The organism is Giesbergeria giesbergeri (genome assembly GCF_054779375.1).
Genome location: NZ_BAAGYJ010000010.1, coordinates 86,738 through 101,571 on the forward strand (window position 1 = coordinate 86,738; position 14,834 = coordinate 101,571).

Below are 14,834 nucleotides of genomic sequence, written 5' to 3' on the forward strand. Positions count from 1 at the left end.
CAGCGATGGCCCGTCCGCTCAGTGGCGGAAGTGGCGCACGCCCGTAAAGACCATGGCTACGCCGTGCTCATTGGCAGCATCAATCACCTCTTGGTCACGCATGGAGCCACCGGGCTGGGCAATGCAGGTAGCACCGGCTTCCACCACCACATCCAGACCATCGCGGAACGGGAAGAAGGCATCACTGGCGACCACGGTGCCTTCCAGCGACAGATCGGCGGCTTGGGACTTGATGTTGGCAATGCGGGCCGAGTCGAGGCGGCTCATTTGGCCTGCGCCTACGCCCATCGTCATACCGTTTTTGCAGAAAACAATGGCATTGCTCTTGACGTATTGGGCCACCTTCCAGGCAAACAGCAGGTCTTGCAGCTCACTGGGGGTGGGTTGCTTGATGGTGACCACTTTCAGGTCGGCCAGTGTGAGCACATGGTTGTCGCCCGTTTGCAGCAGCAGGCCCGAACCCACACGCTTGGTTTCGATGGCGTTGCGCACGCTGCCATAGTTGTTGGGCAGGGTAATTTGCATCAGGCGCACATTGACTTTGCTCTTGAACACTTCCAGCGCCTCGGCAGTGAAGCCAGGGGCCATCAGCACTTCGACAAACTGCTTAGACACGGCCTGGGCGGCAGCGCCATCGACTGGGCGGTTAAAGGCGATGATGCCGCCAAAGGCGCTGGTGGGGTCGGTTTGGAAGGCTTTGGTGTAGCACTCCAGCGGGTCTTGGCCCACGGCCACGCCGCAGGGATTGGCGTGTTTGACGATCACACAGGCAGGCTCGTCAAAGCTCTTGACGCATTCCCAAGCCGCATCGGCATCGGCAATGTTGTTGTAGCTCAGTTCTTTGCCTTGCAATTGCACGCCAGTGGCCAAGGAGCCGACGGGGGGATTCACATCGCGGTACCAAGCGGCTTGCTGGTGGCTGTTTTCGCCATAGCGCAGGTCTTGTACCTTGACGGTGTACATATTGGCTTGGCCGGGGAACACCGCCATTTGTGGCACATAGTCTTCGCTCAGTTTTTCTTCTTCAAACTGCACACTCGACAGATAGTTGCTGATGGCACCATCGTATTGGCTGATGCGGTTAAAGGCGGCCACCGACAGGCCAAAACGCAGTTGATTAGACAACTTGCCCAGCTTTTGCAGCTCGTCAATCACGGCGGGGTATTGGCTGGCATCGGTCACAACCCCCACGTCTTGCCAGTTTTTGGCAGCCGAGCGCACCATGGCAGGGCCGCCAATGTCGATGTTCTCGATGGCATCGGCCAGTGTGCAGCCGATTTTGGCGACTGTGGCTTCAAACGGGTAGAGGTTGACCACCAGCAGGTCGATGGTGTCGATGCCATGCTCTTGCAGTGCCGCCATGTGGGCGGGCAAGTCGCGGCGGGCCAGCAGGCCACCATGCACTTTGGGGTGCAGGGTTTTGACGCGGCCATCGAGCATTTCTGGAAATTGGGTGACTTCGGCCACTTCGGTCACAGGCAGGCCCGCATCGGCCAGCAGTTTGGCTGTGCCACCCGTGGACAGCAGTTGCACACCCAAAGTGTGCAGGGCTTGGGCAAATTCGACAATGCCGGTTTTGTCGGAGACGGAAAGGAGTGCTCTCATGGTTTTTGGGCGTCAGGGGTTGGGAATAAAAAATCAAAAAATCAGAGCCTGAGGGCTCAAAGCAGTTGGTGCTCTACCAGCTTTTTGCGCAGGGTGTTGCGGTTGAGGCCCAGCCATTGGGCAGCGCGCGACTGGTTTTGTTCGGCTTGCGCCATGATGACCTCTAACAGGGGTTTCTCGACCAGGTGTAGCACCATGTCGTACACATTGACCGGGGTTTCGCCGTCGAGGTCGCGAAAGTAGTCTTGCAGACTGTCGCGCACGCATTCTTCAATGGTAGGTTTGCTCATGCAGGCAGTTCTTCGGGTTCGGAAAGAGAGGCACAGGCCACCGGCAGATGCTCCATCTGCTGGCCCAAGGCATCCAAATAATCGGCCACGGCCTGCGCTTGCGTGGCACAGTCGTCCACCGTATTGATGTGCTGGCGCAGTGCCTCGCCACCGGGCAGCCCACGCACATACCAGGCAATGTGTTTGCGCGCGCTGCGCACGCCTGTCAGTTCACCATAGAGGTGGTAGTGGTCTTGCAGGTGCTCCAGCAGAAGGTGGCGCACCTCGGCCACGGTGGGGGGGGGCAGGTGTTGGCCGGTGGCTAAAAAATGGCCGATTTCGCGAAAGATCCAAGGCCGCCCTTGGGCGGCACGGCCCACCATCAGTGCATCGGCACCCGTAGCCGCCAACACATCGCGGGCTTTTTCTGGGCTGTCGATGTCGCCGTTGGCGACCACTGGCACCCGCACCGCCTGCTTAACGGCTGCGATGGTGTCGTATTCGGCCACGCCCTTGTAGCCTTGCTCGCGGGTGCGGCCATGCACCGTCAGCATTTGGATGCCCACGGCCTCCAACTGGCGCGCCAACGCCACGGCATTTTTGTGCTGTTGGCACCAACCGGTACGCATCTTGAGCGTCACGGGCACGCCGTGTGGCAGGCAGGCCTGCACCACGGCAGCCGCAATTTCTACCGCCAGGGCTTCGTTTTGCATCAATGCTGAGCCAGCCCATTTGTTGCACACCTTTTTGGCGGGGCAGCCCATGTTGATGTCAATGATTTGCGCGCCACGGTCGATGTTGTAGACGGCGGCCTCCGCCATCATGGCGGCATCGGTGCCTGCAATTTGCACTGCAATGGGGCCGGGTTCACCGTCGTGGTTGGCCCGGCGCGAGGTTTTCAGGCTGTTCCAGAGGTCTTTGCGCGATGTGACCATCTCACTGACCGCATAACCTGCCCCCAAGGCCCGGCAGAGTTGGCGAAAGGGCCGGTCGGTCACGCCTGCCATCGGGGCAGCAAACAGACGGTTTTCCAAAGGAATGGGGCCAATGTGCATGGGGGGGATGGCAGGAAGAATCGGGCAGCATCTGCTGAAAAAGGAGGCAGAATTGTAGCTGCTTAAATTTTGGGCAGAAGCGGGCACTGCACGCCACTACACTCGCGCCCATCATGGAAAACTGGCTGCAACACCTGTTGGAACTGTTGGCGCTGCCACAGTTGGGGCTGAGCACGGTCTTTGTGGTTTCGTTTATCTCGGCCACCCTGATGCCATTGGGGTCGGAGCCGGTGGTATTTGGCCTGATCAAGCTCAATCCAGCACTGTTTTGGCCGGCCATTGCGGTGGCTACAGTGGGCAACACGCTGGGGGGAGCCTTGAACTGGTGGTTGGGCTTGGGAGCGCACAAGGCGTGGCGTTTGGCACGCCAGCACCACCACGCAGGGCAGGCCGCTGCACCAGACAAACGCCAGCCCCGCTCACGCCACGAGCGTATTGCCCGTGTCTGGCTGCGCCGCTTTGGCCCCAAGGCTTGCCTGCTCAGTTGGCTGCCCGCAGTGGGTGACCCGCTGTGCCTATTGGCCGGTTGGCTACGCTTGCCCTTTTGGCCCTGTGTAGCCTATATGGCGGTGGGCAAGCTGCTGCGTTATGTCGTGATGACCAGCGGCTTGCTCTACCTGTTTCCTACGCTGGGGGTTGGCTGAACGCTGGCTCAGTCAGTACCAGGCAACAAGGCGTTCCAGTCCAAGGTTTGGGTGGTGTCAGCCCACACGGCCAGCGCCTGTTCTTGGGCATCCAAGGGCTCACGAGCAGCCAGTTGGGCTTGCAGCACTTCTACGGTGGCTTCAGAGGCGTTGCCGCCTTTGGCCAGACGCCGTTGTACGCGCTCGCGCAGCACCTCCGCCGGGGCATCAAAGGCCAAAATGCGACAAGGCACCTGTTGCTGCGCGGCCACTGCGACCAGTTGTGCCCGATGGCGTTGTGCCAAAAAGGTGGCATCTACCAACACAGGAAAGCCGGCCTGCAACACTTGTGCCGCCAGCAGTGCCAATTGTTCGTAAGTGCGCTGGGTAGCGTCGGGGGTGTAGATGCCTTGGGGTGTGGCACCGGCACTGGAGGCGGTGGGCGCCAGCCCAAACAGGCGTTTGCGTTCGGCATCGGCGCGCAGGCGCACCATGCCGCGCTGGGCTACCAGTTGCGCACTGTGGCGGCTTTTGCCTGACCACGAGACACCGTGGGCCAGCCACAGCCAGCGCGCACGCGGCTGGCGCAGCTGATCGGCCAGCGCCATGTAACGGCGCACTTCTTGCCAAACTTCGGCTTGGGCTGCCTCGCTTTGGACTTGCCCCAGACGAAACCCTGCCACCATCGCCCGCACCAAGGCCCGATAGACCAGATACCACGGCAACAGTGGCAAGCCTGCGTAATCGCCCGACTGTTCTAGCCAGGCGTTCAGGAAGTGCCATGCCAGATCGGGGCGGCCTTGGGCGTGCAGATCCATGACCAAGAAAGCACCATCGGCCATGGTATCGATCCAGCGCAGCGCCTCGCTGAACTCAATGGCATCAAACAGTTGTGGTGTTTCATGCAACAGCACTAAATTGCCCAAGTGCAGATCACCGTGGCCCTCACGCACATGGCCTTGGGTTTGGCGTTGGCTGAACAGGGGCATCAGGCGCTCGCCTTCTTGTTGCGTCCAATCGCTCAGGGCGGCCAGAGTAGCCCGGTCGGCTTCGTTCAGTGGTAGGCGGGCCAAGGCGTCCAGATTGGCCTGGGACTGTTGGCGCACGAGCATGGGGCTGCCCCAGTGGCTGCCTGCTGGCGCCACGGCGGCTTGGCGGTGCAATTGTGCAACCTGTTCGGCCAGGGCGTTTAGGTGGCTGGTGTGCAAGGTGCCCGCTGCCAGTTGCTGGGCCAGCAGCTGGTCTGCACCAAATCGCTGCATTTGCACGCCGTACTCCAGCACCTCGGTTTGCTCTTGTGCGTTCAGTTGTGCCAATGGCACCAAGCGAGGAGAGGTTTGTGGCCCCAGCACAGCCACCACGGATTGGTACAACTGGGGGGCTGTGCGGGCATTGATGCGCAGCTCTTCTAGGCAGGCATGGCGGCGCAGCTCCAGTGTGCTGAAATTCAAAAAGCCCATATCGAGCGGCTTTTTGAACTTGACGGCCTGCCCGCCAGCCAGCACGACCCAAGAGATATGGGTTTCGGTGCAGGTGGCCTCTGGGGCCAGTGCATGGGTGCCCTGTAACAGTTGGTTGAGCCAGAGGGGGCGGAGGTTGGAAGCTTCAGACATGGTGGGCAGTGGCAATGGTGAGTTACTGTAAAAGTGGCAATAAGCAGCCATTTTCTCCGCCTGTCTGGGGTGGGTGCGCCAAGCTACCCTAAGCAATCCCCGGATAATCGGTGGTGGAATGCCTTTTGTCCCATGTCTCTATCGCTACGCCTGTATGCCGCCCCAGTGTTGCCACGGGCGAGTGCATCTGGCAAGCCCGCAACTGCGGTGGTCAATGCCCGCATGGAGTATTGATGCGTACTGAGCCGGCCAGCAGCCCTGTGGTGGCACAACAGGTGTTGGCAGAGCAGATCCAAGTCCTCTTTCGCAATACCCCCGCGACGCTGAGCACCAACGTGCTGTTGGCTACGGCAGTGGCTTGGAGTTTGCGCCACCTTGCAGACCATGCCTTGCTCTGGGGATGGTGGGGAACGCTGCTTTTGATTACGTTGGTGCGGGCTGCTGTGGTGTTGGCCTATCGGCACCGAGATACCGAGGGCGACGAGGCTCCTTGGCGCTATGTGCTCACCAGTGCCACGTTGTGTTCTGGGCTGATCTGGGGGTTGGCCGGGTGGTTTTTCTTTTTTCCACAGTCGGTGCTGGCGCTGATTTTTCTCACGGTGATTTTGGCCGGGCTGGCCGCAGGTTCGATACCGGCTTATGCTTCTTGGCCGCCCGCACAGTATTCGGTGATTCCCACGGTGTTGCCGATGGCCTGTCGCTTCATGGTGGAAGGCGGGGACTTTTTCATCATGGGGTTGATCTGTGTGCTCTATTTAGCCAACATTTTGTTGGGGGCACGCCAGATCTCCAAAGTGCTGATTCGCTCTATCCGCTTGCAACTGGAGAAGCAGGAGCTGGTGCAACAACTGATGGCCGAAAAACAAGTGGCCGAAGAGGCCCGCAGCCGGGCTGAAGACGCCAATTTGGCGAAATCCAAATTTTTGGCCGCTGCGAGCCACGATCTGCGCCAGCCATTGCACGCGGTGGGGCTGTTTGTGGAGGCACTGCGCCACGAGCGCGACCCTGTGCGGGCGCAACAGGTGGTGGAGTATCTGGGCACTTCGGCCCAATCGTTGGAAGAGTTGCTCAATGCCCTGTTAGAAATTTCTAAACTGGAGGCTGGGCTGTTTGAGCCGCAACGGCAGGTGTTGGCGGTACAAGATTTGTTTGATGCCCTAGAGCAAGAACTGTGGCCGATTGCGCAGGACAAGGGCATTCGACTCAACTTTGCCACCACGCGATTGCACACCTACAGCGATGCCCAGATGCTGGGGCGTATTTTGCGCAACCTGATCATCAATGCCATTCACCATACCGAGCGGGGCCGTGTGCTGGTAGGTTGCCGCCAGCAACAGGGGCGGGTCGCGTTGGTGGTCTATGACACGGGGCCGGGCATTCCTGCCCAATACCATCAGGCCATCTTCCGGGAGTTTTACCAACTGAGCAACCCCGAGCGAGACCAGCGCAAGGGCTTGGGGCTGGGGCTGGCGATTGTGCGTGGTTTGTGCCGCGTGCTGGACCATCCGATCACGTTGCGCTCCTGTGTGGGCCGGGGCTCTGCCTTTTGGGTCAGTGTGCCCATGGTGCAGCCGGCCCTGCCACTGCCGCTTGCCACCGCGCCAGATGGAGATACACCCGTGCTCCAGTGTACGGTGCTGGTGATTGATGATGAGCCCGCTATCCGGCAGGCCATGACAGATGTTTTGGCCCGCTGGGGCTGTATGGTCTGGACGGCCGCCAGCGCCCAAGAGGCCGTGGCGTTACTACAGCAGCAGGCCCACGCGCCCGATATGGTGCTGGCCGACTACCGGCTGCAAGCGGGCCATACAGGCAGTGAGGCCATTGCCGCTGTGCGGCAGGCACTGCGCTTGCCGATACCAGCGGCCATTCTGACCGGCGATACTGCCCCTGAACGCCTGCGCGAAGCCAGTGCCAGCGGTTTTCTGCTGTTGCACAAACCTGTGCAGCCAGCCAAGTTGCGCGCTGTGCTGCACAGCTTGTACGCCATGCGCCTGCCCACCTAACGGGCAGGCTTTTGCTGCCAAGGTTGGTGTAAGAGCACGTAGGCCACGCCGCCAATCAACACCCCCCAAAAAGCCGAACCCAAACCCCATAGCGTCATGCCTGAGGCGGTGGCTAAAAAGGTGATGATGGAGGCTTCGCGGTGGTCAACCTCGTTGATGGCATTGACCAAACTGCCAGCAATGGCTCCCATCAGCGCCAAACCGGCCAGCACGGCAATCAAGGTTTGGGGCAAAGCAGCAAACAGCCAAATGATGCTGCTGGCAAAACTGCCCCCAATCAGGTAGAAAAGGCCATTCGCCATACCGGCGATGTAACGTTGATTGGCTTGCTCGTGGGCATCTTTGCCGGTACACAGGGCCGCCGTAATGGCTGCAATCACAATGTTGATGCCACCAAAACAAGCCACTACCAAAGAGGCCATGCTGGTAGACACGATGATGGGCCGCGCAGCCGTACTGTAACCCGCGCTACGCAAAATAGCCATGCCGGGCAAATACTGCCCGGTCACGCTCACCAGCACCAAGGGCACGGCCAAACTCAAGGTGGCTTCCCAAGTCCATTCTGGGGTGATAAAGGTGGGTTGTGCCAAAGCCCACGGTACCCCCGACAGGCTCACCCCCTCCAGCAGCACCGCCAGGCCCAAACCCGCCAGCAGCAAAATCACCAAACAATAGCGCGGTAGCAAGCGCCGAAACAACAAGTAGATGCCAATCATGGACAGTGCCAGCACTGGGGCTGTTTTGGCGGCCTGAAAAGCCCCGACCCCAAACTGGAACAAAATGCCCGCCATCATGCCGCTGGCAATGCCCTTGGGAATCGATTGGATGAGCTTGTCAAAATAACCCGACAAGCCCATCAGCAACATCACCAGACCCGACAACAAATAAGCCCCCACCGCTTGCTCTAGCGTGATGGCCGGAAACAGCGTCACCAGCAACGCTGTGCCCGGTGCCGACCACGCCGTGACCACCGGCACTTTGAGCCACCAACTCAGCAACAGCCCCGACAAGCCTGCGCCAAACGAGATGGCCCAGACCCACGAGGACATCATCTCAGGCGACACCTGTGCGCTTTGCCCGGCTTGGAAAAAAATGACCAGCGGCCCGGCATAAGAAATGATGACCGCCAGCAAACCGGCAGTCAAAGCAGAGAGAGAAAAATCCTGACGTAAGCTCACTTGACCCGTCCTGTCGCCGGACATACCTACCGGCAAGAACCCAAGAAAAAACCCCCAGCCGCTGAACGGGTGGGGGCAAGGATGCAAAGCCCAACTGCCGTTGGGCTGGGCCAGTTAGTTGGCTGTGGCAGGCACAGCAGTCAGTGTGCCGTGGGGCTGGCGGCTCTCACGCACACTGAACACCACCATTGCCACCATCGCAATGGCCCCCGGAATGGCAAAGGCAATAAAGTTGAGTTGCAGTGGCAATTGGGCTGTCATTAAGGCACCGCCCAACAGGGGGCCAACAATCGCACCATTGCGGCCAATGCCCGAGGCCCAACCCAGCCCGGTAGAGCGGATGGACAGGCCATAGTATTGGGCCGTGCCAGCGTACAACAGGATTTGCGTACCAATCGTGGTAGCACCGGCCACAAAGATCAACAGATACAGCACTGGCATAGAGCTCTTGAAGCCCAGTAAGCTGATAGACACAGCTGCTGCCAAGAAGAAGCCCACCATCACTTTGCTCAAGTTGAAGCGGTCGCCCAGCCAGCCACCCAAAATGGCGCCAGCCATGCCGCCGAAGTTGAGCGCCAACATAAAGCTCAGGCTAGAGCCCAGGCTGTAACCGGCATTGGCCATCAGCTTGGGCAACCAAGACCCCAGCGCATACACCATCAACAGGCAGCAAAAAAACGCCAGCCACAGGCATAGTGTGCCCAGCAAACGACCTTCACGGAACAGCTCCAGCACCGAGGCGCTACCCCCCTTGCCACCGCCTACCAGTACCAACTCATCTTGGGTGTTAAAAGTGCGGCTGGGTTCGACCCGGCCCAGCAGTTGGCGCGCTTCGTCGTGGCGGCCTTGGCGCACCAAAAATCCCAACGATTCGGGCAGCATCAACATGATGAAGGGCAGTGCAATCAGCGGTACGGCAGCCACAAAGAACATCGAGCGCCAGCCAAACTCGGGCAGCACATAAATGCCCACCCCGGCGGCCAACATGCCACCCAAAGAGTAGCCACTGAACATGATGGCTACCAGCGTGCTGCGCAGACGCTTGGGCGCATACTCGTTCATCAGTGCCACGGCATTGGGCATCAGGCCACCACAGCCTAGCCCGGCCAAGAAACGAAAAATGCCAAACTCGGTCGGGGTGCGGGCAAAGCCGTTGACGATGGTGGCGCAAGAAAACAGCGCAAAGCAAATGGCAATGCCCTTTTTACGGCCAATTTTGTCGGCCAAAGGGCCAAAAAACATGGCCCCAGCCATCATGCCAAACAAGGCGTAGCTGCCTAAAGCACCCGCTTGCAAGGGCGTCAAACCCCACTCTTTCATGATGGCAGGCAACACCGCGCCAAAGATGAACAGGTCGTAGCCATCAAAAATCAGTACCAAAGCACACAGGCACATCACCATCCAGTGAAAGCCATTGAATTTGGCATGGTCGACGACGCTGTGGACATCAACTTTTTGCATGTTTGTCTCTCTTTATAAAGTTTATGCACATGAAAAAAACCGGAGCCTTGGCGCACAGCCCCGGTATCAAACGAAACCTATGCAGTGGACTTAGCCCAAGTCGCCGCCCCCCACTGGCAGGGTGGTTCCGGTGATGTAAGCTGCCTCGTCCGAGGCCAAGAACAAAATGGCACCCACTTGTTCATCAATGGTTCCGTAGCGTTTCATCAGGCTGGACTGCACGGTTTGGTCGATGATTTGTTGGTACCAAATCTTTTCTTGCTCGGTCTGCTCCGCCGCATTGCGCGGAATGCGCCGGGGTGGGGCTTCGGTGCCGCCCGTGGCAATGGCATTGACGCGCACGCCCCGTTGCGCGGTTTCAAAGGCCAAGCAGGCCGTCAGGGCGTTCACGCCGCCTTTAGCCGCGCCATAGGGCACGCGGTTGATGCTGCGCGTGGCAATGGACGACACATTGACGATGGCCCCTTGGCCTTGCTCCAACATATAAGGCAGCACGGCATGGCAGCACCACAGCGTGGGGAACAAGGAGCGGCGCACCTCGGCCTCAATTTCGCTCACTTGGTAGTGTTCAAACGGCTTGGCCCAAATCGTGCCGCCCACGTTGTTCACCAGCACATCAATCCGGCCAAAATGCGCTTTGGCTGTTTGCATGGTGCGTTGGCAGTCCTGCGCTTGCTCCATGTCGGCGGTGAGTACCTGCACGCTGGTTTGTGGGGAACGGTGGGCCAGCTCGTCGCGCAGCTCATAGACCAGTTCAGAGCGGTCTACCAACATCAGCGCAGCCCCTTCAGCTGCCAAGCGCAGGGCCACACCCCGGCCTATGCCTTGGGCAGCTCCCGTCACTACCGCTACTTTGTCCTGAAAACGTAGGCTCATTACACACTCCATCACCAAAAGGCCCACAGTGCGGGCCTGGTCAGAAAGAAAAGCACGGGGTGCTTAGGCACTGGCGGAGAACTTCTCGTAATAGAAGTTGGCGGGCTGAATGCCTTGTTGGCGCATGAACTGGTTCACCGCCTCCACCATCGGCGGTGGGCCACACAGATAGACATCCACATTGCCGTCGTGCAATTGCGCGGGCGTGATGTATTGCGTCACATAGCCTTTTTGTGGATGGGCACTTTCGGCACTGGCCACGCAGGTAGCAAAAGTGAAGTGGGGGATGCGGGCGGCAAAGGCTTGCAGCTTGTCCACATCCACCAAATCGGCATCGTGGGTCACGCCATAAATCAGGTGCAAGGGATGCGGGCTGCCCCCTTGCTCGGCAATTTTTTCTAGCATGGCCGTGAACGGTGCCAAGCCCGTACCACCGGCCAACAGCAACAACGGACGTTGAATATCGCGCAGGTAGAAGCTGCCAAGCGGGCCAGTCAGGCTGATGGCCGCACCAGGTTGGGCTTGCTGGCTCAAGTAGCTGCTCATCAAGCCACCGGGCACATTGCGAATCAAAAACGACACCGCACCGTTTTGCACCAACGAGCTGAACGAGTAAGCGCGTGTCTGCTCGGTGCCGGGCACTTGCAAATTGACGTACTGCCCCGGCAAGAAAGCCAGTTTTTTCAGGCTTTCGCCCTCAATGGTCAGGCTGATGCAGCTGGGCGACAGCGCACGCACTTCGCGGATGTGGGCCTCGTAGTGTGCTTGCTGGGTGCGGCAAGCTGCTGACGAAGCCGGAATGCGCAGTACGCAATCGCTGGCGGCACGCATTTGGCAGCTCAACACATAGCCTTGGGCCGCTTCTTCGTCGGTCAGGGCATCTTCAATGTATTCGCCTTGGGTGTATTGACCCGATTCGGCAAAGCACTTGCAGGTGCCACAGGCACCATCACGGCAATCGAGGGGGATGTTCACGCCTTGGCGGTAGGCGGCATCGGCAACGGTTTCGGTGGGCGAGGCTTCAATGAAGCGGGTCACGCCATCTTCAAATTGAAGCGCAATATGGTGGCTCATGGTATTGGACAGGCCGGGGCCAAGCCCCGGCCCAAGGCTCAAATGTGGTAGACGTCAATGACGTGGCTGATGTAGTCGTTCTTCAGAACAACGTACTTGCGCTGAATCACTGGCTGCGCGCCCGACACGTCCAAGGTGTACTCCGAAGTGCCGAAGTAGCTGTCGGTGGTGTGGTTGCGAAAGCTCAGGGTGTGCCAGTTAAAACGCACCTTGAGTTGCTGGCCGTCTTGCGACAGGATTTCCACATTGCTGGTTTGGTGCAGCGTGCGTGGCAGCGGGGTGCTGGCCGAAGAACGCTCGGTTTGGATACGGAAGATGCGGTCTTCCAAACCACTGCGGTTGGGGTAGTAAATGAGCGAGATTTCGCTTTGTGGGTCGCGTGTCAACTCGCCGTCATCGTCCCACGAGGGCATCCAGAACTCGGCATTCTCGCTGTAGCAGGCCAGCCATTCGTCCCATTGGCGGTCATCGAGCAGGCGGGCTTCGCGGTACAAAAAGGCTTGGACTTGTTCTGTCGTCATTGTCATGTCAATGGCTCCGTCTGCGCTTATTTCTGGGTTTTCTCGGCGGCTGCGGCCCGCTGCATGGCCTCGAGCCAGTAGCGGTGCTGTTCGGTGTACAAGCCTTCGTCCTCGGTTTTGATGCCGCTGAGCTTGGGTTGCAGGTCGATCTCTTTGGCGGCCTCATCGGGGCCATGCACCCAGTGGGTGGCCCCACGGGTCATGTCGTTCCAAGCCAGGTCGATACCGGCAAAGCCTTCTTGGCAGGCGCGGAACTCGTCCAAGTCGTCGGGGGTGGCCATGCCCGAGGCGTTGAAGAAGTCTTCGTACTGGCGGATACGGTGGGCACGCGCTTCTGCCGATTCACCCTTGGGGGCAATGCAGTAGATGGTCACTTCGGTTTTGTCCACCGAGATGGGGCGCAGCACACGAATTTGCGAGCTGAACTGGTCCATCAAATAGACATTGGGGTACAGGCACAGGTTGCGCGAGTGGCTGATCATCCAATCGGCGCGGGCCTCGCCGCAACGCTCAATCAGGTCATCGCGGTACTGGTAGGCCGGGCGGTCTTGCGGGTTGGCCCAACGTGTCCACAGCAGCATGTGACCATGCTCAAATGAGTAGAAGCCACCGCCATTTTTGGCCCAGTTGCCAGCATCCATGGCTTTGATGCCATCACCGGCTGCTGCTTGCTTGCGGTGGTTGGTGGTGGCAGCGTAGTTCCAATGCACCGAAGTGACGTGGTAGCCATCGGCACCGTTTTCGGCTTGCAGTTTCCAGTTGCCGTCAAAGGTATAGGTGGAGGAGCCGCGCAGCACTTCCAAACCTTGGGCGGATTGGTCGACAATCATGTCGATGATTTTGGTGGATTCACCCAAAAACTCGGTCAGGGGTTTAACATCTTCATTCAGGCTGCCAAAAAGAAAACCGCGATAGCTTTCAAAGCGAGCGATTTTCTTCAGGTCGTGGCTACCTTCTTTATTGAAATGTTCGGGATAACCCGCGTCTGCCGAATCTTTTACCTTGAGCAATTTGCCGCTGTTATTGAATGTCCAGCCGTGAAATGTGCAGGTGAAATTGGCTTTGTTGCCCTTTTTGCTGCGGGCCAGTGTGGCACCACGGTGCGAGCAGGCGTTGATCACCGCATTCAACTCACCTTGTTTGTTGCGGGTGATGATGATGGGCTGGCGACCAATATAGGTGGTGTAGTAGTCGTTGGGGTTGGGGATTTGGCTCTCGTGGGCCAGATAAATCCAGTTGCCCTCAAAGATGTGCTTCATCTCCAAATCAAACAATTCTGCATCGGTAAATGCAGAGCGGTGCAGTTTGTAGATATGCTGGCTGGGGTCTTCCACCAACATTTGATCCAATCGCTCTTGCACGCTGGCGTTGGGTGCAGGGGTACTCATCGTGTCTCCTTTTGTGCTTGTCTGGGGGCTTCCTGCCGCATGGTCAGATCAGTGCAGGGTTTACCCTGATACGATCTTTACTATTGCTTTTTTTGATCAAAGTTAATGCGCGCAGTAAATATCTTATGAATAAAGATATAAACAGGGCAAAGACTGTTTTCAACCGACTTCATACCTAAAAGGTATCGCATGGACTTACGACACCTCAAATACTTTGTGGCTGTGGCTGAAGAGCGCAGCTTTACCCGTGCGGCTGAGCGGTTGCATATCTCGCAGCCGCCGCTCAGTCGGCAGATACAGCAGCTAGAAGAAGCGATTGGTCAGCCCCTGATCGATCGTGAGGCCAGACCACTGCACTTGACCGAGGCTGGGCGGTTCTTTTATGCCCGTGCAGTGCGGCTGTTGGAGCAGTTCCACGAGACCATTGCCATGACGCGGCGCATTGCCCAAACCGATAAACGGTTGGTGTTGGGGTTTGCGGCTTCCACGATGTATGGCGCCTTACCGCACATCGTGCGCATGTTTCGGGCCACGCAACCACATACCGAGCTGGTGTTGTTGGAGCGCACGTCAGTGCAGCAAATTGAAGACCTCAATGCCGGGCGCATTGATGTGGGTTTTGGGCGCATTCGGCTGGAAAGCCCCAATGTCAAACGTGAGGTGCTGCGCAAAGAACCGTTGGTGTTGGCGATGCCCTGCGAACACCCGCTGGCCAGCGACAGCAGCCCCCTGAGTCTGACCGCTATCAAGCCTTATCCCTTGCTGATTTACCCGCGCCAACCCCGGCCCAGCTATGCCGATCAGGTGTTGTCCATTTGCCACGACTTGGGCATTGAGCCGGGCACGGTGCATGAAGTCAATGAAATGCAGACGGCGCTGGGGCTGGTGGCCTCTGGAATGGGGCTGTGTGTGGTGCCATCAGGGGTGCAGAAGCTGCGCCGTGAGGATGTGCTCTACCGGCCCTTGATGGAGCCCAGTGCCGTCTCACCCATCATCATGAGCACCCGGTTGCATGACCGTTCCCCCGACTTGCTGCTGCTGCGCACGCTGATTGACGAGGTGTATCAAGAGGGCGTCTATCCAGGGCAAGTGGCTGCGCCTGTGGGGGCTTCTCCAGGCGATGAGACAAGAGCGGCCAGCCTATGATCACCCATCCTTTTGCCCT

General features: G+C 58.7%; 13 protein-coding genes. 3 read left to right on the forward strand and 10 right to left on the reverse strand.

Going from position 1 to position 14,834, the window contains the following annotated elements; translation table 11 throughout:
* Positions 1-18: 18 nt before the first annotated feature.
* From purH to dusB, 3 genes are read right to left on the reverse strand one after another with little or no spacing between them, the layout of a single operon-like run.
* Complete coding sequence (purH, locus tag ACYVB2_RS13695) at positions 19-1,605, reverse strand: bifunctional phosphoribosylaminoimidazolecarboxamide formyltransferase/IMP cyclohydrolase (RefSeq protein ID WP_382433905.1); 1,587 nt, start codon at positions 1,603-1,605, stop codon at positions 19-21.
* A 56-nt stretch (positions 1,606-1,661) separates the two neighbouring features.
* Positions 1,662-1,895: a Fis family transcriptional regulator gene (locus ACYVB2_RS13700; protein ID WP_382433907.1), complete on the reverse strand. Its 234-nt coding sequence runs from the start codon at positions 1,893-1,895 to the stop codon at positions 1,662-1,664.
* Positions 1,892-2,929 carry a tRNA dihydrouridine synthase DusB gene (dusB, locus tag ACYVB2_RS13705; RefSeq protein WP_382433909.1) on the reverse strand — a complete coding sequence of 346 codons (1,038 nt, stop codon included), beginning with the start codon at positions 2,927-2,929 and terminating at the stop codon, positions 1,892-1,894. Before dusB ends, ACYVB2_RS13700 begins: the two co-directional genes overlap by 4 nt.
* 113 nt (positions 2,930-3,042) lie before the next feature.
* Between dusB and ACYVB2_RS13710 the strand changes: the two genes are divergently transcribed.
* Entirely contained in the window at positions 3,043-3,573 is a 531-nt protein-coding gene (locus tag ACYVB2_RS13710) for a YqaA family protein (RefSeq protein ID WP_382433911.1), read from the forward strand.
* A gap of 8 nt (positions 3,574-3,581) precedes the next feature.
* Here ACYVB2_RS13710 and ACYVB2_RS13715 read toward each other — a convergent pair whose 3' ends face one another.
* The gene (locus tag ACYVB2_RS13715; protein WP_460536987.1) at positions 3,582-5,165 is read right to left on the reverse strand and encodes a bifunctional aminoglycoside phosphotransferase/ATP-binding protein; all 1,584 of its coding nucleotides are present in this window, start codon (positions 5,163-5,165) and stop codon (positions 3,582-3,584) included.
* A 233-nt stretch (positions 5,166-5,398) separates the two neighbouring features.
* On the opposite strand from ACYVB2_RS13715, the gene ACYVB2_RS13720 reads away from it, so the two are divergent.
* Positions 5,399-7,171: an ATP-binding response regulator gene (locus ACYVB2_RS13720; protein WP_382433915.1), complete on the forward strand. Its 1,773-nt coding sequence runs from the start codon at positions 5,399-5,401 to the stop codon at positions 7,169-7,171.
* Here the strand turns inward: ACYVB2_RS13720 and ACYVB2_RS13725 are convergent.
* The 6 genes from ACYVB2_RS13725 to benA all read right to left on the reverse strand — a co-directional run bounded on the left by ACYVB2_RS13725 (position 7,168) and on the right by benA (position 13,669).
* A complete protein-coding gene (locus ACYVB2_RS13725) occupies positions 7,168-8,349 on the reverse strand; it encodes a benzoate/H(+) symporter BenE family transporter (RefSeq protein ID WP_382433917.1) in 1,182 nt (393 codons plus the stop codon). The genes ACYVB2_RS13720 and ACYVB2_RS13725 overlap by 4 nt on opposite strands.
* Before the next feature lie 114 nt (positions 8,350-8,463).
* The gene (locus ACYVB2_RS13730) at positions 8,464-9,810 is read right to left on the reverse strand and encodes an MFS transporter (RefSeq protein ID WP_460536991.1); all 1,347 of its coding nucleotides are present in this window, start codon (positions 9,808-9,810) and stop codon (positions 8,464-8,466) included.
* 90 nt (positions 9,811-9,900) lie between these two features.
* On the reverse strand, positions 9,901-10,686 hold the full coding sequence (locus ACYVB2_RS13735; RefSeq protein ID WP_382433920.1) for a 1,6-dihydroxycyclohexa-2,4-diene-1-carboxylate dehydrogenase: 786 nt from the start codon (positions 10,684-10,686) through the stop codon (positions 9,901-9,903).
* Positions 10,687-10,749: 63 nt separating this feature from the next.
* A complete protein-coding gene (gene benC / locus ACYVB2_RS13740) occupies positions 10,750-11,760 on the reverse strand; it encodes a benzoate 1,2-dioxygenase electron transfer component BenC (protein ID WP_382433922.1) in 1,011 nt (336 codons plus the stop codon).
* Between the two features lie 38 nt (positions 11,761-11,798).
* Entirely contained in the window at positions 11,799-12,287 is a 489-nt protein-coding gene (gene benB, locus ACYVB2_RS13745; RefSeq protein ID WP_382433924.1) for a benzoate 1,2-dioxygenase small subunit, read from the reverse strand.
* A gap of 20 nt (positions 12,288-12,307) precedes the next feature.
* Positions 12,308-13,669, reverse strand: a complete 1,362-nt coding sequence (benA, locus tag ACYVB2_RS13750) for a benzoate 1,2-dioxygenase large subunit (RefSeq protein ID WP_382433926.1) — start codon at positions 13,667-13,669, stop codon at positions 12,308-12,310.
* A gap of 189 nt (positions 13,670-13,858) precedes the next feature.
* Between benA and ACYVB2_RS13755 the strand changes: the two genes are divergently transcribed.
* Positions 13,859-14,815 (forward strand): LysR family transcriptional regulator, encoded by a 957-nt coding sequence (locus tag ACYVB2_RS13755; protein WP_460536997.1) that lies wholly within the window; start codon positions 13,859-13,861, stop codon positions 14,813-14,815.
* The last annotated feature ends 19 nt before the right edge of the window (positions 14,816-14,834 follow it).

What these genes read in the sequence shown, in the direction of transcription:
- purH (WP_382433905.1), bottom strand. Translation starts at nt 1,605, where the DNA reads ATGAGAGCACTCCTTTCCGTCTCCGACAAAACCGGCATTGTCGAATTT.
- ACYVB2_RS13700 (WP_382433907.1), bottom strand. Translation starts at nt 1,895, where the DNA reads ATGAGCAAACCTACCATTGAAGAATGCGTGCGCGACAGTCTGCAAGAC.
- dusB (WP_382433909.1), bottom strand. Translation starts at nt 2,929, where the DNA reads ATGCACATTGGCCCCATTCCTTTGGAAAACCGTCTGTTTGCTGCCCCG.
- ACYVB2_RS13710 (WP_382433911.1), top strand. Translation starts at nt 3,043, where the DNA reads ATGGAAAACTGGCTGCAACACCTGTTGGAACTGTTGGCGCTGCCACAG.
- ACYVB2_RS13715 (WP_460536987.1), bottom strand. Translation starts at nt 5,165, where the DNA reads ATGTCTGAAGCTTCCAACCTCCGCCCCCTCTGGCTCAACCAACTGTTA.
- ACYVB2_RS13720 (WP_382433915.1), top strand. Translation starts at nt 5,399, where the DNA reads ATGCGTACTGAGCCGGCCAGCAGCCCTGTGGTGGCACAACAGGTGTTG.
- ACYVB2_RS13730 (WP_460536991.1), bottom strand. Translation starts at nt 9,810, where the DNA reads ATGCAAAAAGTTGATGTCCACAGCGTCGTCGACCATGCCAAATTCAAT.
- ACYVB2_RS13735 (WP_382433920.1), bottom strand. Translation starts at nt 10,686, where the DNA reads ATGAGCCTACGTTTTCAGGACAAAGTAGCGGTAGTGACGGGAGCTGCC.
- benC (WP_382433922.1), bottom strand. Translation starts at nt 11,760, where the DNA reads ATGAGCCACCATATTGCGCTTCAATTTGAAGATGGCGTGACCCGCTTC.
- benB (WP_382433924.1), bottom strand. Translation starts at nt 12,287, where the DNA reads ATGACAATGACGACAGAACAAGTCCAAGCCTTTTTGTACCGCGAAGCC.
- benA (WP_382433926.1), bottom strand. Translation starts at nt 13,669, where the DNA reads ATGAGTACCCCTGCACCCAACGCCAGCGTGCAAGAGCGATTGGATCAA.
- ACYVB2_RS13755 (WP_460536997.1), top strand. Translation starts at nt 13,859, where the DNA reads ATGGACTTACGACACCTCAAATACTTTGTGGCTGTGGCTGAAGAGCGC.